General features: G+C 73.3%; 20 protein-coding genes. 7 read left to right on the top strand and 13 right to left on the bottom strand.

Annotated elements, in window-relative coordinates:
* Window positions 1–128: 128 nt before the first annotated feature.
* Both ABZ154_RS21660 and ABZ154_RS21655 read left to right on the top strand, forming a co-directional pair.
* The gene (locus ABZ154_RS21660) at window positions 129–1,496 is read left to right on the top strand and encodes an FAD-binding oxidoreductase (protein ID WP_356834949.1); all 1,368 of its coding nucleotides are present in this window, start codon (window positions 129–131) and stop codon (window positions 1,494–1,496) included.
* Window positions 1,497–1,539: 43 nt separating this feature from the next.
* A complete protein-coding gene (locus ABZ154_RS21655) occupies window positions 1,540–2,292 on the top strand; it encodes a decaprenylphospho-beta-D-erythro-pentofuranosid-2-ulose 2-reductase (RefSeq protein ID WP_356834947.1) in 753 nt (250 codons plus the stop codon).
* A 16-nt stretch (window positions 2,293–2,308) separates the two neighbouring features.
* On the opposite strand, the gene ABZ154_RS21650 is transcribed toward ABZ154_RS21655, so the two are convergent.
* Entirely contained in the window at window positions 2,309–2,899 is a 591-nt protein-coding gene (locus ABZ154_RS21650) for a 2'-5' RNA ligase family protein (RefSeq protein ID WP_356834945.1), read from the bottom strand.
* Between the two features lie 102 nt (window positions 2,900–3,001).
* Window positions 3,002–3,994 (bottom strand): tryptophan--tRNA ligase, encoded by a 993-nt coding sequence (trpS, locus tag ABZ154_RS21645; RefSeq protein ID WP_356834991.1) that lies wholly within the window; start codon window positions 3,992–3,994, stop codon window positions 3,002–3,004.
* A gap of 358 nt (window positions 3,995–4,352) precedes the next feature.
* Between trpS and rocD the strand changes: the two genes are divergently transcribed.
* Window positions 4,353–5,558 carry an ornithine--oxo-acid transaminase gene (gene rocD, locus ABZ154_RS21640; RefSeq protein WP_356834943.1) on the top strand — a complete coding sequence of 402 codons (1,206 nt, stop codon included), beginning with the start codon at window positions 4,353–4,355 and terminating at the stop codon, window positions 5,556–5,558.
* A gap of 23 nt (window positions 5,559–5,581) precedes the next feature.
* Here the strand turns inward: rocD and ABZ154_RS21635 are convergent, their stop codons facing one another.
* The 3 genes from ABZ154_RS21635 to ABZ154_RS21625 all read right to left on the bottom strand — a co-directional run bounded on the left by ABZ154_RS21635 (window position 5,582) and on the right by ABZ154_RS21625 (window position 8,741).
* Window positions 5,582–6,769: a glutathionylspermidine synthase family protein gene (locus ABZ154_RS21635; RefSeq protein WP_356834941.1), complete on the bottom strand. Its 1,188-nt coding sequence runs from the start codon at window positions 6,767–6,769 to the stop codon at window positions 5,582–5,584.
* A 5-nt stretch (window positions 6,770–6,774) separates the two neighbouring features.
* Entirely contained in the window at window positions 6,775–7,086 is a 312-nt protein-coding gene (locus ABZ154_RS21630; RefSeq protein WP_356834939.1) for a hypothetical protein, read from the bottom strand.
* 254 nt (window positions 7,087–7,340) lie between these two features.
* A complete protein-coding gene (locus tag ABZ154_RS21625) occupies window positions 7,341–8,741 on the bottom strand; it encodes a PLP-dependent aminotransferase family protein (RefSeq protein WP_356834937.1) in 1,401 nt (466 codons plus the stop codon).
* 47 nt (window positions 8,742–8,788) lie between these two features.
* Here ABZ154_RS21625 and ABZ154_RS21620 point away from each other — a divergent pair, with 47 nt between their 5' ends.
* Together ABZ154_RS21620 and ABZ154_RS21615 are read left to right on the top strand one after the other, a co-directional pair.
* Complete coding sequence (locus ABZ154_RS21620) at window positions 8,789–9,307, top strand: carboxymuconolactone decarboxylase family protein (protein ID WP_356834935.1); 519 nt, start codon at window positions 8,789–8,791, stop codon at window positions 9,305–9,307.
* Window positions 9,308–9,336: 29 nt separating this feature from the next.
* On the top strand, window positions 9,337–10,068 hold the full coding sequence (locus ABZ154_RS21615) for an isocitrate lyase/phosphoenolpyruvate mutase family protein (protein ID WP_356834933.1): 732 nt from the start codon (window positions 9,337–9,339) through the stop codon (window positions 10,066–10,068).
* Between the two features lie 71 nt (window positions 10,069–10,139).
* Here ABZ154_RS21615 and ABZ154_RS21610 read toward each other — a convergent pair whose 3' ends face one another.
* The 4 genes from ABZ154_RS21610 to ABZ154_RS21595 form a co-directional block, all read right to left on the bottom strand.
* Window positions 10,140–11,129 (bottom strand): malate dehydrogenase, encoded by a 990-nt coding sequence (locus ABZ154_RS21610; RefSeq protein WP_031127367.1) that lies wholly within the window; start codon window positions 11,127–11,129, stop codon window positions 10,140–10,142.
* A gap of 208 nt (window positions 11,130–11,337) precedes the next feature.
* On the bottom strand, window positions 11,338–12,216 hold the full coding sequence (locus ABZ154_RS21605; RefSeq protein ID WP_356834931.1) for a DUF2690 domain-containing protein: 879 nt from the start codon (window positions 12,214–12,216) through the stop codon (window positions 11,338–11,340).
* A 403-nt stretch (window positions 12,217–12,619) separates the two neighbouring features.
* Window positions 12,620–13,276 (bottom strand): DUF3017 domain-containing protein, encoded by a 657-nt coding sequence (locus ABZ154_RS21600; protein WP_356834929.1) that lies wholly within the window; start codon window positions 13,274–13,276, stop codon window positions 12,620–12,622.
* Window positions 13,277–13,299: 23 nt separating this feature from the next.
* Window positions 13,300–14,181, bottom strand: coding sequence for a bifunctional methylenetetrahydrofolate dehydrogenase/methenyltetrahydrofolate cyclohydrolase (locus ABZ154_RS21595; protein ID WP_030561694.1), 882 nt, complete (start codon window positions 14,179–14,181; stop codon window positions 13,300–13,302).
* A 220-nt stretch (window positions 14,182–14,401) separates the two neighbouring features.
* Between ABZ154_RS21595 and ABZ154_RS21590 the strand changes: the two genes are divergently transcribed.
* Window positions 14,402–15,046 (top strand): RDD family protein, encoded by a 645-nt coding sequence (locus ABZ154_RS21590; RefSeq protein ID WP_356834927.1) that lies wholly within the window; start codon window positions 14,402–14,404, stop codon window positions 15,044–15,046.
* Between the two features lie 159 nt (window positions 15,047–15,205).
* Here ABZ154_RS21590 and ABZ154_RS21585 read toward each other — a convergent pair whose 3' ends face one another.
* The 3 genes from ABZ154_RS21585 to purN form a co-directional block, all read right to left on the bottom strand.
* Window positions 15,206–16,735 carry a DUF2079 domain-containing protein gene (locus tag ABZ154_RS21585; RefSeq protein ID WP_356834925.1) on the bottom strand — a complete coding sequence of 510 codons (1,530 nt, stop codon included), beginning with the start codon at window positions 16,733–16,735 and terminating at the stop codon, window positions 15,206–15,208.
* 142 nt (window positions 16,736–16,877) lie between these two features.
* A complete protein-coding gene (gene purH, locus ABZ154_RS21580; protein ID WP_356834923.1) occupies window positions 16,878–18,431 on the bottom strand; it encodes a bifunctional phosphoribosylaminoimidazolecarboxamide formyltransferase/IMP cyclohydrolase in 1,554 nt (517 codons plus the stop codon).
* Window positions 18,418–19,074 (bottom strand): phosphoribosylglycinamide formyltransferase, encoded by a 657-nt coding sequence (purN, locus tag ABZ154_RS21575; RefSeq protein ID WP_356834921.1) that lies wholly within the window; start codon window positions 19,072–19,074, stop codon window positions 18,418–18,420. Before purN ends, purH begins: the two co-directional genes overlap by 14 nt.
* Before the next feature lie 261 nt (window positions 19,075–19,335).
* Here purN and ABZ154_RS21570 point away from each other — a divergent pair, with 261 nt between their 5' ends.
* Window positions 19,336–20,217, top strand: a complete 882-nt coding sequence (locus ABZ154_RS21570; RefSeq protein ID WP_356834919.1) for a hypothetical protein — start codon at window positions 19,336–19,338, stop codon at window positions 20,215–20,217.
* Here the strand turns inward: ABZ154_RS21570 and ABZ154_RS21565 are convergent.
* Window positions 20,207–22,051 carry a DUF6350 family protein gene (locus ABZ154_RS21565; RefSeq protein WP_356834989.1) on the bottom strand — a complete coding sequence of 615 codons (1,845 nt, stop codon included), beginning with the start codon at window positions 22,049–22,051 and terminating at the stop codon, window positions 20,207–20,209. The genes ABZ154_RS21570 and ABZ154_RS21565 overlap by 11 nt on opposite strands.
* Window positions 22,052–22,156: the final 105 nt, after the last annotated feature.

The raw sequence follows: 22,156 nt of genomic DNA, 5'->3' as shown, positions 1-22,156 counted from the left end.
CGGACGCGTCCGGAAGGCCTACCTCTCGTCCGGGTGACGCGCGATCCGTCACCCATTCCGGTGAGCGCTGTAACAAAGGTGACGAATGGGTTTTCCCGGACGATACGGCCGGGGCTACGGTCACGGGCATGTCCGTCGACACGGTGTCCTTGACCGGCTGGGGCCGCACCGCCCCGACCACCGCCGTACGGTTTCGCCCCCGTACGTACGAGGAAGCGGCTGCCGTGGTCCGGGGACGCGGGCCCCGGGGCGTCCTCGCCCGGGGGCTCGGGCGGGCGCCCGGTGACGCGGCGCAGAACGCGGGCGGCTCGGTGCTCGACATGACCGGCCTGGACCGGGTCCGCGCCCTGGACGAGGAGGCGGGGACGGTCCGCTGCGACGCGGGGGTGCCGCTGGACCGGCTGCTGCGGATCCTGCTGTCGCGCGGCCTGTTCCTGCCGGTCGTGCCCGGGAGCGGCCGGATCACGGTGGGCGGCGCGATCGGCTCCGACGTGCACGGCCTCGACCACCCGGGCGCCGGTTCGCTCGCCCGGTACGTCGACGGGCTGGAGCTCCTCACCGCCGACGGCGAGGTGCGTACGGTGACGCCCGGCACCGCCCTCTTCGACGCGACCACCGGTGGCCTGGGGCTGACCGGGGTGATCCTCTCCGCCACCCTCCGCCTGAAGCGCGTGGCCACCCCGCTGGTCTCCGTCTCCACCGAGCGGGCCACGGACCTGGACGACCTGCTGACCCGCTTCACCGCCGGTCGCGACGGCCCCGGCAGCCCCCTGCCGTACGCCTCCGCCTGGGTCGACCTCCTCGCCCGGGGCCGGTCGACCGGACGCGGAGTGCTCACCCGAGGGGAGCACATGCCCCCTTCCGCGCTACCGGCGCACGCCCGGCGCATGATGCGCGCCCCGCGCACGGTTCAGCCGGACCGCCACCCCACCGGGCCGCTCCTCCCCGGCGGCCTGCTGGGCCGGACCTCCGCGGCCCTCCTCAACGAGGTCCGTTACCGGAGTGCGCCCCGCTCCCGGACCGGTGAGCCCCGCACCGCCGCCGCCTTCTTCCACGCCCTGGACGCCCTCCCCGACGCGAACCGGCTGTACGGCCGCGCAGGGCTCGTGCGCTACCGGTTCACGGTCGGGTACGGGCAGGAGGAGGCGCTGCACCGCGTCGTGCGGCGGATCTCGGCGCGGCGCTGCCCCGCGTTCCGGGCCGAACTCCAGCGGTTCGGCGCCGCGGGCGCGGGCCTGCTGTCGTTCCCCGCGCCCGGCTGGACGCTCGCCCTCGACCTCCCCGCCGCCCTGCCCGGCCTCGCCCGTTTCCTCGACCGCCTCGACGAGGAGGTGGCGGCCACCGGGGGCCGGGTCTGCCTGGCGCAGGACTCGCGGATGCGGCCGGAGACAGCGGCCGCGATGTACCCGGGGCTCGGCGCGTTCCGGGAGCTGCGGGCGGAGCTGGACCCGACGGGGGCGTTCCGCTCGGACCTGGCCCGCCGGCTCGGTCTGTGACGTACATGCTCCCTCTCTTCCACCCCCTGAACAGGAGTGTTCCGTGAAGGACGCCTTCGGTGCCCCGCAGTCCCTGCTCGTCCTCGGCGGCACCTCCGAGATCGCCCTGGCCACCGCGCGCCGCCTGGTCTCCCTGCGCACCCGCCGGGTCTGGCTGGCGGGCCGCCCCTCCCCCGCCCTGGACGCGGCCGCCGTCGAGCTGCGCGACCGGGACGCCGACGTCCGTACGGTCGCCTTCGACGCGCTGGACCCCGCCGCGCACGAGGAGGTGCTGGGCAAGGTCTTCGCGGAGGGCGACATCGATGTGGTGCTGATGGCGTTCGGGATCGCCGGGGACCAGGCACGGGACGAGGAGGAGCCGCTGGCCGCCGTCCGGGTCGCCCAGACCAACTACACCGGTGCGGTCTCGGCGGGACTGGTGTGCGCCGGCGCACTCCAGGCGCAGGGGCACGGTTCGCTGGTGGTGCTGTCCTCGGTGGCCGGGGAGCGCGCCCGGCGGGCCGACTTCATCTACGGCTCCAGCAAGGCGGGGCTCGACGCCTTCGCCCAGGGGCTCGGGGACGCGCTCCAGGGCACCGGCGTACAGGTGATGGTCGTGCGCCCCGGCACCGTACGGACACGGGCCACGGCCGGGCAGCCGGAGCCGCTCTCCACCACCCCGGAGGCGGTCGCCGGGGCGATCGTGACGGGGCTGCGGCGGCGCTCGGAGACGGTGTGGGTGCCCGGCTCGCTGCGGGTGGTGATGTCGGCGCTGCGGCACGCGCCGCGCCCGCTGTTCCGTCGTCTGCCGGTGTGATCACCGGCCTCCGGGGTCAGGGGCGCAGGGACGGCGCGTCGACCGAGTAGCCGCCCTGGGCCGGGACGGCGGGGGTGCCGCCGCCCGCCCCGAACGGGAAGTCCCGGATCTTGCGCCACACGGCGTCCGCGCCCTGTTCGTACAGGGCGAAGGAGCCGCAGGTCCAGGCCGCCTCGTAGTCGCCGAGCTCCGCGTACGCCCGGTCCATCGCCTCTTCGGAGATGCCGTGCGCCACGGTGACGTGCGGGTGGTACGGGAACTGGAGCTCGCGCACCAGCGGCCCGGAGGCGTCCCGGACCCGCTTCTGGAGCCAGGAGCAGGCCGAGGCGCCCTCGACGACCTGGACGAAGACCACCGGGGAGAGCGGCCGGAATGTGCCGGTGCCGGAGAGCCGCATCGGGAAGGGCCGGCCGGCTGTGGCGATCCGGTCGAGGTGCGCCTCGATCGCCGGCAGGTCGGCCGCCTCCGCCTCGGTCGGCGGCATGAGGGTGACATGGGTGGGAATGCCGTACGCGGCAGGATCCCCGAAGCTCGCGCGCCGCTCCTGGAGCAGGCTGCCGTAGGGCTCCGGGACCGCGATCGAAACGCCGAGCGTTACGGTCCCCACGTCGTTCTCCTCAATCGTCGATGGTCGGTTTCCGGCCTTGCGCCGCGACCCGCCGCCGCAAGTGTGGCCCCTGTGGCCGTGATCTCGCCAGAGTCCTTGGACTCAGTGCTTCGCGGGCAGGAAGCCCATCCGGTCGTACGTCTGCGCCAGGGTCTCGGCGGCTACGGCCCTGGCCTTCTCCGCTCCCTTGGCCAGGATGGAGTCCAGCGTCTCCGGGTCGTCCAGATATTCCTGGGTGCGGAGCTGGAAGGGGGTGACGAATTCCACCATGGCCTCGGCCAGGTCGGTCTTCAGCGCCCCGTACCCCTTGCCCTCGTACTTCCGTTCCAGATCCTCGATCGTGCTGCCGGAGAGGGTGGAGAGGATCGTGAGCAGGTTGCTGACGCCCGGCTTCTTCTCCTCGTCGAAGCGGATCACCGTGTCGGTGTCGGTGACCGCGCTCTTGACCTTCTTCGCCGTGGCCTTCGGGTCGTCGAGGAGGTTGATGAGGCCCTTCGGCGTGGAGGCCGACTTGCTCATCTTGACCGCCGGGTCCTGGAGGTCGTAGATCTTCGCCGTCTCCTTGAGGATGTACGGCGCCGGGATGGTGAACGTCTGCCCAAACCGGCCGTTGAACCGCTCCGCGAGGTCGCGGGTCAGCTCGATGTGCTGGCGCTGGTCCTCACCCACCGGGACCTGGTCGGCCTGGTAGAGCAGGATGTCGGCGACCTGGAGGACCGGGTAGGTGAAGAGGCCGACGGTGGCGCGGTCGGCGCCCTGCTTGGCGGACTTGTCCTTGAACTGCGTCATCCGGGAGGCCTCGCCGAAGCCGGTGAGGCAGTTCATCACCCAGCCGAGCTGCGCGTGCTCGGGCACATGGCTCTGGACGAAGAGCGTGCACCGCTCCGGGTCCAGGCCGGCCGCGAGCAGCTGCGCCACGGCGAGCCGGGTGTTGGCCCGCAGCGCGGCGGGGTCCTGCGGAATCGTGATCGCGTGCAGGTCCACGACCATGTAGAAGGCGTCGTGGGTCTCCTGCAGCGCCACCCACTGGCGCACCGCGCCCAGGTAGTTGCCGAGGTGGAACGAGCCTGCGGTGGGCTGGATCCCGGAGAGCACACGGGGGCGGGCGGGCACGCCGGTGCGGCCCGTCTGCGGCTGGTCGGTGGAGAGCGCGGGGCGATCAGAGGCCATGGGCCCATTGTCTCAGGTGCGGGGGCGATCTCCGGCAGCCGGTGCGGGGCGCAGCGGGGGCGCACCCGCTCGGGTGCCGGGTCCGCTCACGCCCCGGGAGCGCGGACCTGAGACGAAGCACACATTCCGGCCGCCGGAGTGCGCGCGGGCGGGTGCTGGGGTGGGCACGGGAGAGGCGCGCGGGCGGGCGCGCCGGAGAGTGCAGGTTTCCCTGCGCCGGATGCGACCGACGATACAAAGTGGGCACTACCCCCGCCCACGCCGTACGACGAACGGAGATCCCGTGTCCGCCACGGAAACCGCCATCGCCTCCGCCGAGGCGCACAGTGCGCACAACTACCACCCGTTGCCGGTCGTCGTGGCCTCGGCGGAGGGTGCCTGGATGACCGATGTCGAGGGGCGCCGCTACCTCGATCTGCTCGCCGGGTACTCGGCGCTCAACTTCGGTCATGGCAACCGCCGTCTGATCGACGCGGCCAGGGCCCAGCTGGAGCGGGTGACCCTGACCTCCCGGGCCTTCCACCACGACCGGTTCGCCGACTTCTGTACGGAGCTGGCCGAGCTCTGTTCCATGGAGATGGTGCTCCCGATGAACACGGGGGCGGAAGCCGTGGAGACGGCGGTGAAGACCGCCCGGAAGTGGGGCTACCGGGTCAAGGGCGTCCCGGACGGGATGGCGAAGATCATTGTGGCCTCGGACAACTTCCACGGCCGCACGACGACGATCATCAGCTTCTCCACGGACCCGGAGGCGAGGGCCGATTACGGCCCGTACACCCCGGGGTTCGAGATCGTGCCCTACGGGGATCTCACCGCGCTCCGGGAGGCGATGACCGAGAACACCGTGGCGGTGCTGATCGAGCCGATCCAGGGCGAGGCCGGGGTGCTGGTGCCGCCGGCCGGCTATCTGCCCGGGGTGCGGGAGCTGACCCGCGAGCGGAACGTGCTCTTCATCGCGGACGAGATCCAGTCGGGTCTGGGGCGTACCGGGAAGACGTTCGCGCTGGAACACGAGGGCGTGGTGCCGGACATGTACGTGCTGGGCAAGGCGCTCGGCGGCGGGGTGGTGCCGGTGTCGGCGGTCGTCTCCTCGGCGGACGTCCTCGGCGTGTTCAAGCCGGGCGAGCACGGCTCCACCTTCGGCGGGAACCCGCTGGCGTGCGCGGTGGCGCTGGAGGTGATCGCGATGCTGCGGACCGGCGAGTACCAGGAGCGGGCCGCCGGGCTGGGCGACCATCTGCACCGGGAGCTGGGGCTGCTGGCCGGGGGCGGCGCGGTGGAGACCGTACGCGGCCGGGGACTGTGGGCAGGCGTCGACATCGCGCCCGCCCTCGGCACCGGACGGGAGATCTCCGAGCGGCTGATGGAGCAGCGGGTGCTGGTGAAGGACACCCATGGCTCCACGATCCGGATCGCGCCTCCGCTGGTGATCAGCAAGGAGGACCTGGACTGGGGTCTCGACCGCCTGCGGACGGTGCTCGGCCGATAGGGCTCAGAGGACGCCGTCAGGTTTCAGAGGATGACGTGGGGCAGGAAGCGGGCGTACTCGTCCGTGACCGGCCCCGCCGATTCCCGGATGCCGAGCCCCGCCGCCTCGTCCTCCACCACCCACGCCCCGAGCACCACCCGGTTGCCGTCGACGTCGGGCAGCGGCGCCAGCTCCTGGTAGCAGCACGGTTCCTCGCGCAGGACGGCCGGGGAGCCGGGCCCGTACAGGTCGACCCCGGCACCCTCGCGGCCGAGCAGCGGTTTGGAGGCATACCCCGCCCCGCCGGGCCCGGCCAGCTCGCGGGGGCCGTCGAGGTAGGCGGGGAGCAGGTTCGGGTGGCCCGGGTACAGCTCCCACAGGATCGCGAGGAGCGCCTTGTTGGAGAGCAGCATCTTCCAGGCGGGCTCGATCCAGCAGGTGGTGCCGGAGCCGCCGCCGTTGTCGAGGGTCTCCAGCACCTGCGGCCCGAAGCGGTCCGTGGTCAGCCACTCCCACGGGTAGAGCTTGAAGCAGCTGCGCAGGAAGCGGAGCCGGTCGTCGACGAACCGCCCGCTCAGCCGGTCCCAGCCGATGTCCTCCACCGAGAGCGCCTCGGTGTCGAGTCCGGCCTGCTGGGCGGTCTCCCGCAGATACGCGACCGTCATCAGGTCCTCGCCCGCCTCGTCGCCCTCCGAGTGCACGAAGTGCAGCGGGCCCGGCGGCAGCAGGTGCGCCTGCCTCTTCCAGGCGTCGACCAGCCGCTCGTGCAGCGAGTTCCACTGGTCGGCGCCGGGGAACCGCTCCTCCATCCAGAACCACTGCGGGCTGGCGGCCTCCACCAGGGAGGTCGGGGTGTCCGCGTTGTACTCCAGCATCTTCGCGGGGCCGCCGCCGTCGTACCGGAGGTCGAACCGACCGTACAGGGAGGGCAGTTCGTCGCGGCGGTGCCAGGACTCGGCGACCAGGGAGGCCAGTTTCGGCTCGGTGATGGAGAGGTCGGCGAAACGGTCGTGCTCGACGATGTGCGCGGCGGCGGCCAGGCACATCGTGTGCAGCTCCTCGACGGTCTCCTCCAGCGCCTCGACCTCGGGGAGCGAGAAGACGTAGTAGGCGCTCTCGTCCCAGTAGGGGCGCAGCGACCCGTCCGGGTAGCGGGTGAGCGGGTAGACGAGCCCCTGGGACTCGACGGTCTCCTGCCAGCCGGGGCGCGGCTCGATGGTGCGGCGCTCCACCGGGCTCAGCCCCCGCCGGACCTGGTGCAGCCGAAGCCGCCCCGGTCGACCGCCGACTTGTCGAAGCTGCCGCCCTGGACCTTGCCGTCGTAGCTGCTGGTGCTGCCGCCGTAGTAGTACGAGCCCCGGCCGCCGCTTCCGCCGGACCCGCCACTGCCGCCACTGCCGCTCCGGCACTCGTGACTGGGCAGGGTTTCGCGGGTCGTCCGGTCGGCGCACCGCCGGTCCGGTTCCGAGCCGCAGGATGTGATCGTCAGGGCGAGCAGCCCCATGCCGCCGAGCACGACGGTGCTCGACCTCAGCCTCCGCTTGGCCATGTTCGGTTCTCCCCCGTGGTGCGTGAGACGGTCCGGCACCCCGTCCACCACCGGACCGCTTGTCAGAATAGTTGTACGGTCCGCCGGTTCGGAAGCCGGAGGGGAGGGGGGGGCCGCCGGCGGCCCGGCTGAGCTCCACGGAGCGGGCGGCGGTGGCTGGAGGGCGCAGGTGACCGGCCCTCGGTGGCGGTGGCGGGGTCCTTGGCCCTGGCCCGGCCCGGTGAGGCGCCGGAGCCCGGTCAGCCTGGGCCCTGTTACGGCAGCACCCGGCACAGCGCGTCCAGCGCGCCCGCCCAGGCGCTCTCCGACGGTGAGCCGTAGCCGATCACCAGCGCGTCGCGGCCGGCCGGGGCGTCGGGGTGCCGGTAGGTGGCGAGGCCCTCCAGTCTCAGGCCCTGGAAGGCCGCCGCCTGGACCACCGAACGCTCGGTGCCCGGGGGGAGTTCGAGGACCGCGTGCAGCCCGGCCGCGATGCCGCTGACCTCGATGCCCGGCGCGCGTTCGGCGAGCGCCGCGACGAGCTGGTCGCGGCGGCGGCGGTAACGCAGCCGCATGGAGCGCACATGCCGGTCGTACGCCCCCGAGGCGATGAACTCCGCGAGCGTCAGCTGGTCGATGGTGCCGGTCATCCAGTCCGACGGGCCCTTCGCCGCCACGACCTCCGCCACCAGGCCCCGGGGCAGCACCATCCAGCCCAGGCGCAGGGCGGGGGCGAGCGACTTGGAGGCGGTGCCGAGGTACACGACCCGTTCCGGGTCCAGGCCCTGGAGGGCCCCCACGGGCTGCCGGTCGTACCGGAACTCCCCGTCGTAGTCGTCCTCCAGGATCAGGCCCCCACGGGAGCGGGCCCAGTCGACGGCGGCGGCGCGCCGGTCCGGGTGGAGGGGTACGCCGGTGGGGAACTGGTGCGCCGCGGTCAGCAGGACCGCCCCCGTACCGCGCATCGCGGCCAGCTCCCCGGTCCGCGAGCCGAGGTGGTCCAGCGCCAGGCAGGGGGTGGCGAGTCCGGTGCCGGCGACGAGGTCGCGGTGCAGGGCGAGCCCGTACGACTCGACGGCGAGCTCCCGCACCCGGCGGCCGTGCAGGACCGTGCCCAGCAGCATCAGCCCGTGGGCGAAGCCGGAGCAGATCACGATGCGTTCCGGGTCGGCGTGAACCCCGCGTGAGCGGGCCAGGTACTCGGCCAGCACCGCGCGCAGTTCGACGCGCCCGCGCGGGTCGCCGTAGTCGAACACCTCGTCGGGCGCGGCGGTGAGCGCCTTGCGGGCCGCGCGGAGCCAGGCGGTGCGCGGGAAGGACGACACATCCGGGGAGCCCGCCTTCAGGCTGTGGCCGGTACGCGGCCGGGCCGGCCGGGTGTGGGGCGCCACCGGGTCCGCCCGGCGTGGCGCGGACCGCTGCGCGACCCGGGTCCCCGAGCCCTGCCGGGCGGTGAGCCAGCCCTCGGCGACGAGTTCGGCGTAGGCGTCGGCGACCGTGTTGCGGGCGACGCCCAGGTCGGCGGCGAGCGCCCGGGAGGACGGCAGCCGGGTGCCGGGGGTCAGCCGGCCGCTGCGCACCGCCTCCCGCAGGGCCTCCATCAGTCCGCTGCGCAACCCCGTACCGACCGGCTCCAGGTGCAGGTCGGCGCCGAAAGTGGCCCAGGAATCTCTCATGGAAATGGACCATACCGGTGCGCCACCGGACCCGTAGCGTCGACGTCATGACGACGACACCCGCACCCCACACCCACACCCACACCGGCTACGCCTCCGAGCACCCCGCCCGCCTGTCCTGGGCCCAGCTGGCCCCCGAGGTCTACAAGGCGATGGTCCGCCTCGACGCCGCCTCCCGGAAGGGGCTCGACCCGCTGCTGCTGGAGCTGGTGAAGGTCCGGGCCTCGCAGATCAACCGGTGCGCGCTCTGCCTGGACATGCACTCCAAGGACGCCCTCGCGGCGGGCGAGAGCCTCGAGCGGATCATCCAGCTGAGCGCCTGGGACGAGTCGCGCCACTTCTACACGGAGAAGGAGATCGCGGCGATCGAGCTGACGGAGGCCGTCACCGTCCTGACCGACGGTTTCGTCCCGGACGACGTGTACGCGCGGGCCGCCGAGCACTTCGAGGAGGCCGAACTGGCCCAGCTGATCGCCGCGATCACGGTGATCAACGCCTGGAACCGCTTCGGGGTCGCCACCCGCCAGGTCCCGGGCCACTACACGCCCGGCGACCTCAAGCACTGACCCACCACCCCGCCTTCTCGAGGAGCCCCATGACCGGCCGCGTCTCCGTCTTCCGCGCCCTGCACCACGGCCGCGCCCCCGGCGACCCGCTGGTGCTGCCGGGGCCGTGGGACGCGGCGAGCGCGCGGGCGCTGGAGGAGGCCGGGTTCCCGGCGCTGGCCGTCCCGAGCGCGGGCGTCGCCGCCTCACTCGGCCATGCGGACGGGCGCACCCCGGCGGAGGAGATGTTCGCCGCCGTGGCCCGGATCGTCCGTGCGGTCTCCGTCCCCGTGTCGGCGGACATCGAGGCCGGGTACGGGCTGGAGCCGGAGGAGCTGGTGGAACGGCTCCTGACGGCGGGGGCCGTCGGCTGCAACCTGGAGGACTCGGTGGACGGAGTCCTGCTGGATCCCGCGTACCAGGCCGACCGGCTGGCCCGCTTCCGCGCGGCCGCGGGCGACCGGCTCTTCCTCAACGCCCGGGTGGACGTCCATCTCGACGGAGCGCCCGCCGGTAGGGACCGGTCGGCCGCCGCGCTCGACCGGGCCCGGCGCTACGCGGCGGCGGGCGCCGACGGTATCTACCCGATCGCCGCTCCGCCCGGGGAGCTGCCCGCGCTGGCCGCCGCCGCGCCCCTGCCGCTCAACGCCCTCGGTACGCCGGACTCCCCGGCCGCCGTGCGCCGGCTGGGCGAACTGGGCGCGGCCCGGATCACGTTCGGTCCCGCCCTCCAGCGGCTGGCGGTGACGGCGGCGCGGGAGGCGGCGGAGCGACTGCGGTAGGACAGGGGAAGGACGGGAGCCCCCGGCAGCGTGCGCTGCCGGGGGCTCCCGGTGTGGTGCGGGGGTGCGGATCAGATGAGGCCGAGCTCGCGGACCGCGTCGCGCTCCTCGGTGAGCTCCTTGACCGACGCGTCGATGCGCGTACGGGAGAACTCGTTGATGTCCAGGCCCTGGACGATCTCGTACTTCCCGTCCTTCGTGGTGACCGGGAAGGAGGAGATGATGCCCTCGGGGACGCCGTAGGAGCCGTCCGACGGGATGCCCATCGAGGTCCAGTCGCCGGCGGCGGTGCCGTTGACCCAGGTGTACACGTGGTCGATGGCGGCGTTGGCGGCCGAGGCGGCCGAGGACGCGCCACGGGCCTCGATGATCGCGGCGCCGCGCTTGGCGACGGTCGGGATGAAGGTGTCGCCCAGCCACACCTCGTCGTTGACGACCTCGGCGGCGTTCTTGCCGGCGATCTCCGCGTGGAAGATGTCCGGGTACTGGGTGGCGGAGTGGTTGCCCCAGATCGTCAGCTTCTTGATGTCGGAGACGGCGGCACCGGTCTTGGCGGCCAGCTGCGAGATCGCGCGGTTGTGGTCGAGGCGGGTCATCGCGGTGAAGCGCTCGGCCGGTACGTCCGGGGCGGCTGCCTGCGCGATGAGCGCGTTGGTGTTGGCCGGGTTGCCGACGACGAGGACCTTGATGTCGTCCGCGGCGTTGTCGTTGATGGCCTTGCCCTGCGGCTTGAAGATGCCGCCGTTGGCGGCGAGCAGGTCGCCGCGCTCCATGCCCTTGGTACGCGGGCGGGCGCCGACGAGCAGGGCCACGTTCGCACCGGCGAAGCCGACGTTCGGGTCGTCGGTGATCTCGATGCCGCGCAGCAGCGGGAAGGCGCAGTCGTCGAGCTCCATCGCGGTGCCCTCGGCGGCCTTGAGGCCCTGCGGGATCTCCAGGAGGCGCAGGTTGACCGGCACGTCCGGGCCGAGCAGGTGGCCGGAGGCGATGCGGAAGAGCAGCGCGTAGCCGATCTGGCCGGCAGCGCCGGTCACGGTGACATTCACGGGAGTGCGGGTCATGGCGGTCTCCGTTAGACAGCTGGCGGTGGGGGTCCCGGCCCCTGGTGCCGGACCCTGGTGCGGGAGATCCCTTCGCGCCCCGACGAATCTTGACGTGAAGAGATATCCGGCGGCCAGGCTATCGGACCCGGACGGGGTGGACCGCCCGGCCCCCTGTGGTGCCGCGCACAAGCGGTCACTCACCGCATGCGGGGCACTCCCTACGTCCTTACGTGGTGCAGCCGTTCGTGCCCGCGGTGAGCGTCGCGCAGGCCCTCGCGTCGGCCGCCTGCTTCACCGCGACCATCGGCGTGTACGCCTCCGAGACCGTGACCTCGCCGTTCTGCGCGTCCGCCGCCGCGCCGCCGGTGATCGTCACGGTGTCGCCGGGCCCCGCCTCGGTGAGCCGGGCCCAGGCGGCGGAGCAGACCTCGCTGTAGCGGACCTCGACGCGGGCACCGCCGACCTGGGCTGTGGACACCGTCCGGGCGTGGTCGCCGCCGCACCCCATCTCGTCGGGGTTCCGTCCGGCGCAGTCGGTGCCCTGGCACTCGACGCCCGCGGGCGGTCCGGGGGCGGGCTCCGCGGTCGTGGGGGCGGCCGTGGGCGTGGCGGCCGGGGGCGGGGTGGCCTTGGCGGGTTCGTCGCCACTGGGCGCGAGCGTCAATGCGCCGACGACGACGATCACCGCTCCGGCCGCACCGACGACCATCCTGATCGCGTTGTCGCGGCCGCCGGTGGCCGGGCCGGCGCCGCCGCCGCGCTGGGTGTCCGCCCGCCGTCCACCCTGCCGCTGCTGCGGGACCGGGGGGACGGTTCCGCGCTCGGTGGAACCGAAGGGGGCGTGGCCGCCGGCGCGGTGGATGTCGGTGCCGTACGCGTCCGTGCCGTGGTCGGTGTACGGGCCGTGGCCGGCCTGGTGGTCGGCGTACGGGCCGTGGCCGGCCTGGTGGTCGGCGTACGGGCCGTGGCCGGCCTGGTGGTCGGCGTACGGGCCGTGGCCGGCCTGGCCGTAACCGCCGCCCGTTCCGGTCGCGGCGGAGCCCCGGCCTGCGGAACCGGCCGCGCTGTGGTCGAGCTCTTCAGGCAGTGCCTTCCAATGAGGCATTGCGTTTCCCCCCTAGTCATCCCCTGCGTCCCCGGTGCGTCCCCCGGATGCGCTTCCTGCGCCCCCACTGCGGCCGGTCCGGTGCGTCCCCGGACCGGTCCGCTGCCCGCCCTGTCCGTCCCTCGCGCCGTGTCAGTCTGCCATCGTTGCGCGGCGATCACACCGTGCCGGAATGGTCACTTCCGTGCCACAGGCCCCGGGGGAACCTTGTAGCGGCCTTCCGTGTCCATGACGCTTGAGCCCGGGGCGGGGGAAGGCCGCGCACTCCCCCTCCGCCGTACGCCGGGGTCTGTCGCCGCGGAACCCCGGACCGTGCCGTCCGTCCCTCCTCGGGGGTGGGGACGGGCGGCCCGGGCGGGCACCTCCTGACGGGTGTCCGCCCGGGCCCACGGGGCCCGCCGCGCTAGCGGATCGTGAAGCGGACCGCGTCCTCCAGGATCGGCACGTCCAGCCACGGCTTCGGCTGCGCGACCAGCGCGAGCAGCACGATCAGGGTGCCCATCAGCCCGTACGTCACCAGGTCGGTGAAGCGGGAGCGCACCGCGAGCATGCCGACCGACGGCACCACCCAGCGCAGCACGGCGCCGGCGATCAGCGCCGTGCCGATCAGGATGGTGCCGATGCGGAACGCCTCGGCGAACGGGTCGAGGGCGACGATCAGCAGGCCCGCGCCCGCCGCGCAGAGCACGGTGAGCAGCGGCCACTGCCGGGCCGGGGCAGGCGCGTCGCGCGAGGCGGCCCGGCCGCCGCCCTCGGGACGGGCGGTGTCCCGCGTGAAGAGCGGGAACCGCCGGGTCCTGCGGGGAGCCGACGCGTTGCCGTCCGGTTCCGCGGAGCCGGGCTCGGTGGAGCCGCTGCCCGCTTCCGCGCGTGCGGGCGGCGTGGACGTGCTGTCCGGCTCCGCGTTCCCGGCCGCCGTGGAGCCGCTGCCCGTTTCCACGCGTGCGGGCGCCGTGGAGCCGCTGTCCGGCTCCGCGTTGCCGCCATCCGCGGACGGATCCGGCCCGTCCGCCGCCCGGCCCGCGGGGGCCGGGTCGGCCGGACTCGTACCAGCACCCATGGGGTTCCCTCCGGATCCGGCCGTCAGCCCGCGGCAGCCGCGTCGGCGGCCTCGGCCGCGGTCCGCTCGGCCGCCTCGACCACGTTGACCAGGAGCTGGGCGCGGGTCATCGGGCCGACACCGCCGGGGTTCGGGGCGACCCAGGCCGCCACTTCGCGGACCCCCGGGTGCACATCGCCGACGATCTTGCCGTTCTCGTCCCGGCTGACGCCGACGTCGAGCACGGCCGCGCCCGGCTTGACGTCCTCGGGCTTGATCAGGTGCTGTACCCCGGCGGCGGCGACGATGATGTCGGCCTGGCGCAGGTGCGAGGAGAGGTCCCGGGTGCCGGTGTGGCACTGGGTCACCGTGGCGTTCTCCGACTTACGGGTCAGCAGCAGCGGGATCGACCGGCCGATGGTGACACCGCGTCCGACGACCACGACGTGCGCCCCGTTGATCTCCACGCCGTGCGCGCGCAGCAGCTGGACGACGCCCTGCGGGGTGCAGGGCAGCGGGCCCGTCTCGTTGAGGACGAGGCGGCCGAGGCTCATCGGGTGCAGCCCGTCGGCGTCCTTCTCCGGGTCCATCAGCTCCAGGACGCGGTTGGTGTCGATGCCCTTGGGCAGCGGCAGCTGGACGATGTAACCCGTGCACTCCGGGTCGGCGTTGAGCTCCCGTACGACGTCCTCGATCTCCTCCTGGGTGGCGGTGTCGGGGAGTTCGCGCTGGATGGAGCCGATGCCGACCTCGGCACAGTCGCGGTGCTTGCCGTTCACGTACCAGCGGCTGCCCGGGTCGTCCCCGACGAGCAGGGTTCCGAGGCCGGGAGTGATCCCCTGCGCCTTGAGGGCCGCCACACGGACGGTCAGATCGGATTTGATCGCGGCAGCGGTGGCCTTGCCATCGAGAATCTGGGCAGTCATGGACCCATCCTCGCGGATGACCCCGCCCGCATACCAATTGCCTGTGCCCCACCCCTGGCCGAGATTGCACTTGCACAACGTCCGGGGCCCCGGGCTGGACAAACGCGGGTTGCCCTTATAACGATGAAGGCCGCGGTTGTACGGGGGGCGGGCCGCTGAACGTCGTCCTTCCTCCGTGTGGCCCATCCGTCCCCACACGTCTGTTGAAGGAACACCCTTTATGAGCTTCGGCGATCCCAACAACCCGTACGGGCAGCAGCCCGGCCAGCCTCCCCAGGGACCGCCGCAGGGACAGCCGGGCTACGGCTACCCCCAGCAGGCTCCGCAGGGCGTCCCCCAGCAGGGCTACGGCTACCCGCAGCAGCAACCGGGGTACCCGCCGCAGACGGGGTACCCGCAGCAGCCCGGCCAGCCCTACGGCGGCGGCTACCCGCAGCAGCCGGGATACGGCGGCGGCATGCCGGAGCTGGCGCACTGGGGTCTGCGGGCGGGCGGGCTGATCATCGACGGCCTCATCATCGGCGCGCCGTACCTCCTCTTCGTCGGCATCGGCGGCGCCATGGGTGACGCGGCGGGCGGCGTCATCGCCCTGATCGGCGTGCTCCTGATGATCGGCCTCTCCCTGTGGCAGCTGTACCAGGAGGGCACCACCGGCCAGACGATCGGCAAGAAGGCCGTGGGGATCCGTCTGCTGCGCGAGGCCGACGGCCGCCCGCTGGGCTTCGGCATGGCCTTCGTGCGCCGCCTGGCGCACTTCCTGGACAGCATCGCCTGCTACATCGGCTGGCTGTGGCCGCTGTGGGACGAGAAGAAGCAGACGTTCGCGGACAAGGTCTGCTCGTCGGTGGTCATCCGCTCCAGGTGACCCTCACCGCCGCGCCTTGCGTTCGGCGCACGGTTTCGAAGGCCGCACCCGTTCACCGGGTGCGGCCTTCGCGCGTACGGTCCGGGGGCGGCCGCGCTCGGTCCCCGCGCAACCCGCCCGGTCCCCGCGCAAGCCCGCCCGGTCCTGCCGTACGCCCGCTCAGTCCTTGCCCACGCCCGGGATCTCCGCCGGCTCCGGCGTCGTACGCTCCATCACCACGAAGCTGCCGCCCCGGTGCTTGAGCCGGTAGCGCGCCTCGGGGTGGAGCTGCTGGGCGTACGCCACCGGGTCCTGGATCGGCCGTGACCAGCCGAAGTCCAGGTTGATGGCGACGACGTCGGGCGCGGTGCCGGGGGCTCCGCCGATCCAGTAGACGGTCCGGTCGGAGGTGAGGTGGGCCATGAGCGTGATGTCGGTCTCGACCCGCGCCCCGGCCGGGATGGCCTTCAGTGCCTCCCGGGCCGCTTCCGTACGGGCGTCGGTGCTGTAGGAGTCCGGGCGCAGCAGGTCGCGCAGCGGCAGGTGCTGGGTCAGCGCGACGGCGATCGCGACGGAGACGGGGACGACGACCTTCGCGTACGAGGCGAGCCAGGGGCGGGGCGAGTCGCGGCTGCGGCGGACGCCGTCGGCCATGGCCAGGAAGAGCACGGGCATCAGGATGGCGCTGTAGTGCCAGACCATGCCCCAGTGGTTGCTGTCCTGGGAGAGCAGCCGCCAGCCGAGCGTGGGGACGATCAGCAGCGTCAGGGGCGAGCGCAGCGCCATGAACGCGGTGATGCCGACCAGGAAGACGAGCATCTCGATCTTGTCGGCGGAGTTCAGGACGCCGAGGACCGAGTCCAGCATCGAGACGTCCTGCTCCCCGTTCTTGTCGATCTTCCGCCAGTAGTCGTACGTCCCCGCGCTGCTGGCCGCCGGGATGAGGACCATGAGGGTGACGACGAAGGCGGCCACCCCGAACGCGGCGAGCAGCGCGCCCTGGAGGCGGCGCCCGTACACGAACAGCAGGAAGCCGACGACGGCGACGGTCGCGCCGAGGTCCTCCTTGACCAGGACCAGCGGCAGCGACCAGAGGAGGGCGGCCGTCCACCGTCCCAGGAGCAGCGCGCGGCAGACGAGGGCGAGCAGCGGGACGGCGAAGGCGATCTCGTGGAAGTCGGACTTCACGGCCTCCTGGATGCCCCAGGAGAGTCCGTACGCGACGGTGACGCAGAGCCCGGAGCGGCCACCGAGCAGCTGCTGCGTGGTGCGGCCGACGATGACCGCGCCCAGCGCGAAGAGCGCGGCCTGCGCGAAGAGCAGGGCCTCGGCCGAGGGCCAGAGCCAGTACAGCGGGGCCAGCAGCGCGACGATCGGGGAGAAGTGGTCGCCGAGGATCAGATAGCCCGGGCCCTTGATGTCGACGACCGGGGCCCTGAGGTCCGCGTACGCCCGTACTTCCTGCTCGAAGATCCCGAGGTCCCAGGAGGGCGAGCCGAACCGGCTGTACTGGAGGTAGGAGTAGAGGAAGTAGAGCCCGCACAGGATGGCGCCGACGATCAGGTACGGCCGCAGGGGTGCGCGTTCGGCGGCGGTGGCGGCGTCCGTGCCCGGGGAGCCGTCCGCCGGGCGGGTGTCCGGCCCGGCGCCCTGGGCGGGCAACCGCCCCGCCTCCGGCCGGTCCGTTCCACTCTTGTTCAGCTCAAGCACGGTGACTGCCCCCGCTAGGGATTCCTGCTGTTCTTCGGATACGGCCGTTCATTAGAACAGAGCGGCGAGGCGGTCCCGCACGCCGGACACGGCGGAGGCCGCACCCCGCGCGGGGTGCGGCCTCAAGGCGTACGGGTGCCGGTCAGTGGAAGAAGTGGCGCGTCCCGGTGAGGTACATCGTGACGCCCGCCTTCTTCGCGGCCTCGATCACCAGCTCGTCGCGGACGGAGCCGCCGGGCTGGGCGACCGCCTTGATGCCGGCGGCGGTGAGGATCTCCAGCCCGTCGGGGAACGGGAAGAAGGCGTCGGACGCGGCGTACGAACCGGCCGCACGCTCCGCGCCCGCCCGCTCGACGGCGAGCTTCGCGGAGTCGACGCGGTTGACCTGGCCCATGCCGACGCCGACCGAGGCGCCGTCCTTGGCGAGGAGGATCGCGTTGGACTTGACGGCCCGGGACGCCTTCCAGGCGAAGGCCAGCTCCTTCAGCTCGGCCTCGGAGAGCGCCTCGCCGGTGGCCAGGGTCCAGTTGGCCGGGTCGTCGCCCTCGGCCTGGAGCCGGTCGGTGACCTGGAGGAGCGCGCCGCCGTCGATGGCCTTGACCTCGACCGTGGTGGCCGGGGCCCCGGGGGCGCGCAGCACGCGGATGTTCTTCTTGCGGGCCAGCACCTCGACGGCGCCGTCCTCGTAGGCCGGGGCGACGATGACCTCGGTGAAGATCTCCGCGACCTGCTCGGCCAGTGCGACCGTCACCGGGCGGTTGACGGCGATGACCCCGCCGAACGCCGAGAGCGGGTCGCAGGCGTGGGCCTTGCGGTGCGCCTCGGCGACGTCGTCACCGATCGCGATGCCGCACGGGTTGGCGTGCTTGATGATCGCGACGCACGGCTCGGCGTGGTCGTACGCGGCCCGGCGCGCGGCGTCGGTGTCCGTGTAGTTGTTGTACGACATCTCCTTGCCGTGCAGCTGCTCCGCCTCGGCCAGACCGCCGGTGCCCGAGGTGTAGAGGGCGGCGGGCTGGTGCGGGTTCTCGCCGTAGCGCAGGACGTCGCTGCGGGTGAGGGCGTCGCCCAGGAACTCGGGGAGGCCCGAGTCGTCGGCGGCCGCGTAATCGGCGGCGAACCAGGAGGCGACGGCCACGTCGTACGCGGCGGTGTGCTGGAACGCCTCGGCGGCGAGCCGCTTGCGGGCGGTGAGGTCGAAGCCGCCCGCCTTGACGGCGGCGAGGACGTCGCCGTACCGCTCCGGGCTGGTCACCACGGCGACGGAGGGGTGGTTCTTGGCGGCGGCGCGGACCATGGAGGGGCCGCCGATGTCGATCTGCTCCACGCACTCGTCGTCGGAGGCGCCGGAGGCGACCGTCTCCTTGAACGGGTAGAGGTTGACGACCACCAGGTCGAAGGGGTCGACCCCGAGCTCCGCGAGCTGCTCGCGGTGGGCGTCCAGGCGGAGGTCGGCGAGGATGCCGGCGTGGACGCGGGGGTGGAGCGTCTTGACGCGGCCGTCCAGGCACTCGGGGAAGCCGGTGAGCTCCTCGACCTTGGTGACCGGTACTCCGGCGGCGGCGATCCTCCCGGCGGTGGAGCCGGTGGAGACGAGTTCGACGCCCGCCTCGTGCAGACCGCGGGCGAGGTCTTCGAGCCCCGTCTTGTCGTAGACACTGACCAGGGCGCGGCGGATGGGCTTATTCACCGACATGACCGAGATGAACCTTTCGTCCCTCAATGCGATGACCGTCACGGGCGATCCGCCCCACGGCCTCGACGAGCAGCGAGCGCTCGACTTCCTTGATGCGTTCATGGAGGGCGGCTTCGCCCTCCGGAGTGTCCTCCTCGGTCACCTCGACCACGCCCTGCGCGATGATCGGACCGGTGTCGACACCGTCGTCGACGAAGTGGACGGTGCAGCCCGTGACCTTGACGCCGTACGCGAGTGCGTCACGCACTCCGTGGGCGCCGGGGAAGCTGGGCAGCAGGGCGGGATGGGTGTTGACGGTCCGGCCGCCGAAGGCAGCGAGGAACGCGGGGCCCACGATCTTCATGAAACCGGCGGAGACGACGAGGTCCGGGCGGTGCTCGGCGACGGCCGCGGTGAGCGCCCCGTCCCACTCCGCACGCGTCGCGTGGTCCTTGAGCTTGCACACGAACGTGGGGATTCCGGCCCGCTCGGCCCGCTCCAGACCACCGGTCCCGTCACGGTCGGCGCCGACGGCGACGATCCGCGCCCCGTACGCCGCCGGGTCGTCGCCGATGGCGTCGAGCAGGGCCTGGAGGTTGGTGCCCGATCCGGAGACCAGCACGACCAGCCGGGCGGGAGAGGCGGAGGGAGGCGGCGAGGCCACGTCGGGGCCCTTTCTCACGTGATGACCGCGGGGTGACGCACATGCGGCGAACTCTTTGTAGGGTCGTACGAAAGAATCGCTTCGCCCGATACGGGGAACCCTACGAACGGGCCGACCGTCAGCAACGATACCGGCACACCCGGCGGCCCCCACGGGACGGGGGCCGGGCCGAGAGGTAGCGTCAGGGGACAGCGAGCCGTCCACCGGGCGGTCGAACCGTCCTCCGGACGGACATGACGAGATGGGGAAGACGTTCACCACATGCCGGACCGACGCCGTCGCACCGCCTTCCGCCTCCCACTGCCCGCGCGGGCCGCTCTGCTGACGCGGGAACGCCAGTCCTCTTCGCCGGACTCCACCCCGGGGTCGCCGGACTCCTCCTCGGGCTCTTCCGGTTCCCCCTCGTCGCCCGACGCACCCGCGCAGCCGGCCGACGACAATCCGTTCGCGCCGCCGCCGGCCGGCCGGCCCGACCAGCCGTGGCAGCCGCGCCACCCCTCGGGCCCAAGCTCCACGAGCGACGACGAGGGCGAAAGCTCCGGCGGTCGCCCCTCCTGGGGCAGCCAGTGGAGCAACAAGCAGCCCGGACGGGGCGGCGGCGGCTTCGGCGGCCGCTCCGGTTCGAACGGCCCGGGCGGCAAGGGCGGGCCCGACGGCGGCTCCGGCGGGATGCGCTGGGACCCGACCGACCCCGTGCAGCGCCGCGCCCGCTACGCACTGCTCGGCGGTATCTGGTCCATCTTCTTCGCGCTCTTCGACTTCACGGAGATCGCCCTGCTGCTCGGCGCGCTCTCCGTGTACTGGGCCGTCAGTTCGCTGCGCGCCCAGCCCAAGAGCCCCACGACGGAGCGGACGACGGCCGGCGCCGTCACGGGGGCCGGAACTCCGGCCGTGGGTGACGGGGGCCCCTCGTCGGCGCCCACCACGCCCCAGAGCGGCGGCCGCCCGCAGACAACGGCGGCGATCAGCGGTCTGGTGACCGCCCTGCTGGCCCTGATCATCGTGATCACGACGTACACGGTGCAGCTCGTCTACCGCGACTACTACACCTGCGTGAACGACGCCCTGACCAAGACCGGCGCGGTGGCCTGCAACGACCAGCTGCCGAAGCCGCTGGAACCCCTCTTCGGCGTCAAGGAGTAGCGCCCCGGCCGTCAGCGTCGGCGGGTTTGGCGTCCGGGAGCTTCGCGTCCGTGGGTTTCGCGTCCGTGGGCCGCACGTTCGTGGGCTGCGCGTCGGCGGGTTTGGCGTCCGTGGGTTTCGCGTCCGTGGGCCGCACGTTCGTGGGCTGCGCGTCCGTGGGCCGCACGGATGCCTCCTCGGAGCGCAGGGCGGCCGGAATGCGTGCGGGGAAGTCGGCCATCAGTCCGCCGGAGCCCCGCTTGAGGGAGGCCCACCGGGCCTCCCTCCTCTCTTTCTCGTGCCAGGGGTCGGTCGGCAGGAAGTCGTACGGTTCGAAGCCCGTATCGTCCGTGGGCGTACCGCCCGCCGCGACCGTGCCCCCGGCGACCGACCCGGCCGGGCCCTCCTGGACGGTGATGTCCCTGGGCGCGCCCCTGCGCCAGGGCGCCCACCAGCGGCGGGGTTTCCCGGTCGCCGTCGGCGATACGTCCGCGTCCGCCATTCCCCGTACGACCTCCACGTCCTCGGCACCCCCGGCGTCCTCCGCACCCTCCGCCGCTTCCCGTACGTCCACGTCCCTGCGCCAGGCCCAGCCCCGTTCGCGCAGCCGCCACAGCCGCAGGAGCAGGGCCGCCGGCACGCCGATGGCCGCCGTCCACACCAGCGCCGCCGGGCCCGTCAGCCACCACGCGGGCCCGAACGCACCGAGCGCCCCCGACCCCAGCGGGCCGCCCGCCACCGCCATGAGCAGCGCCGTACCGGCTCCGCACCCCAGCGCGGCGAGGCCGGTCACCAGCGCCGTCTCCCGCGGGCTCCAGGCCTGTGCCCGGGGGGCGTCGGCGGGGGCCGCCCTGTCTACGGCGCACCAGGCGACCGCCAGCGCGGCCACGGCCGGGACGGCGAGGGCCGCCCAGTTCAGCGGGGTGGCCGGGCCCTGATCCGGTGCCGCCGCCAGCAGCGGGAAGTGGGGCACGGCGGGGGCCCCGGTGAGGCCCAGGGGGGTGGCCGTGGCGCCCGTACCGAGCGCGAAGCCGGGGCCGAGCCCGTACGCGGCGCCCCACAGCGCGGCGTTGGGCGCCAGCGACACGGCGAGCAGCAGCACCGCCACCCGCCCCGACCAGTCCCCGGCCAGCGCCAGGAACGCATCCTGCGCCGCCGCCAGCTCCCGCCCCAGCGCCACGGCCACCAGGAGGGCGCCCCCGCCGATCAGCACTGCCATGCCCACCGCCGCAGCCCGGCACACGGCCTCGGCCCGGTTGCGGAAGAGGGTCCGGGCGACGGCCTCCTGGAACACCAGGGGCGACCAGGACAGCAGCGGCCCGAACGGGCGCCCCGCCGCCGTCCACACCCCGGCCGCCGCCGCACCGGCCACCACCAGCGCCACCGGGAACGCCAGCGTGTCCGGGACGACGCGCAGCGAGCCGCCCCGCGCATAGGCCGCCGCGCCTGCGGCGACCAGCAGGTATCCGGCGGTCACCGCACAGAACGCGCCGGCCTGCGAGGGCCTTCGCCGCCCCTCCTCCGGCTCCGCCGCATCGCGCGCCGCCCGGTGCGCCAGCCAGACGGGTCCCACGACGAGGAGCAGCGGGACCACGCCGACCGGAGCGGGGACGCCGCTGAGGGTGTCGGGCCGGACGAGTTCGGCGCCGTGCGCGAGGAGCCAGACCGCGGCCGCCACGCGCAGCGCGCCGCCGGGTCCGCTGTCCGGGTACGGGGAGCTGATCCAGAGCACCATCACCAGCACGGCGAGCGAACCGAGACCCAGCCCGGCGGCGGCCACGCCTCGCAGAAAGGCGGAGGCCAGGGCGAGGGTCCTGGTCCGTTCGGGCGGCAACATCGGGCTGCGTTCGGTCATTTGGGTCACGCCGCCCATGCTCCCAACGACACGCGCTTATCCCGCGTAACGCGCGAAGAGCCGCCGTGTCGCTCAATATACGTTTATGTACTTTTTCGACCAGTG

This window comes from Streptomyces sp. NPDC006261, from assembly GCF_040613515.1.
Classification (GTDB): domain Bacteria; phylum Actinomycetota; class Actinomycetes; order Streptomycetales; family Streptomycetaceae; genus Streptomyces.
This window is presented reverse-complemented; position numbering and strand designations above follow the sequence as displayed.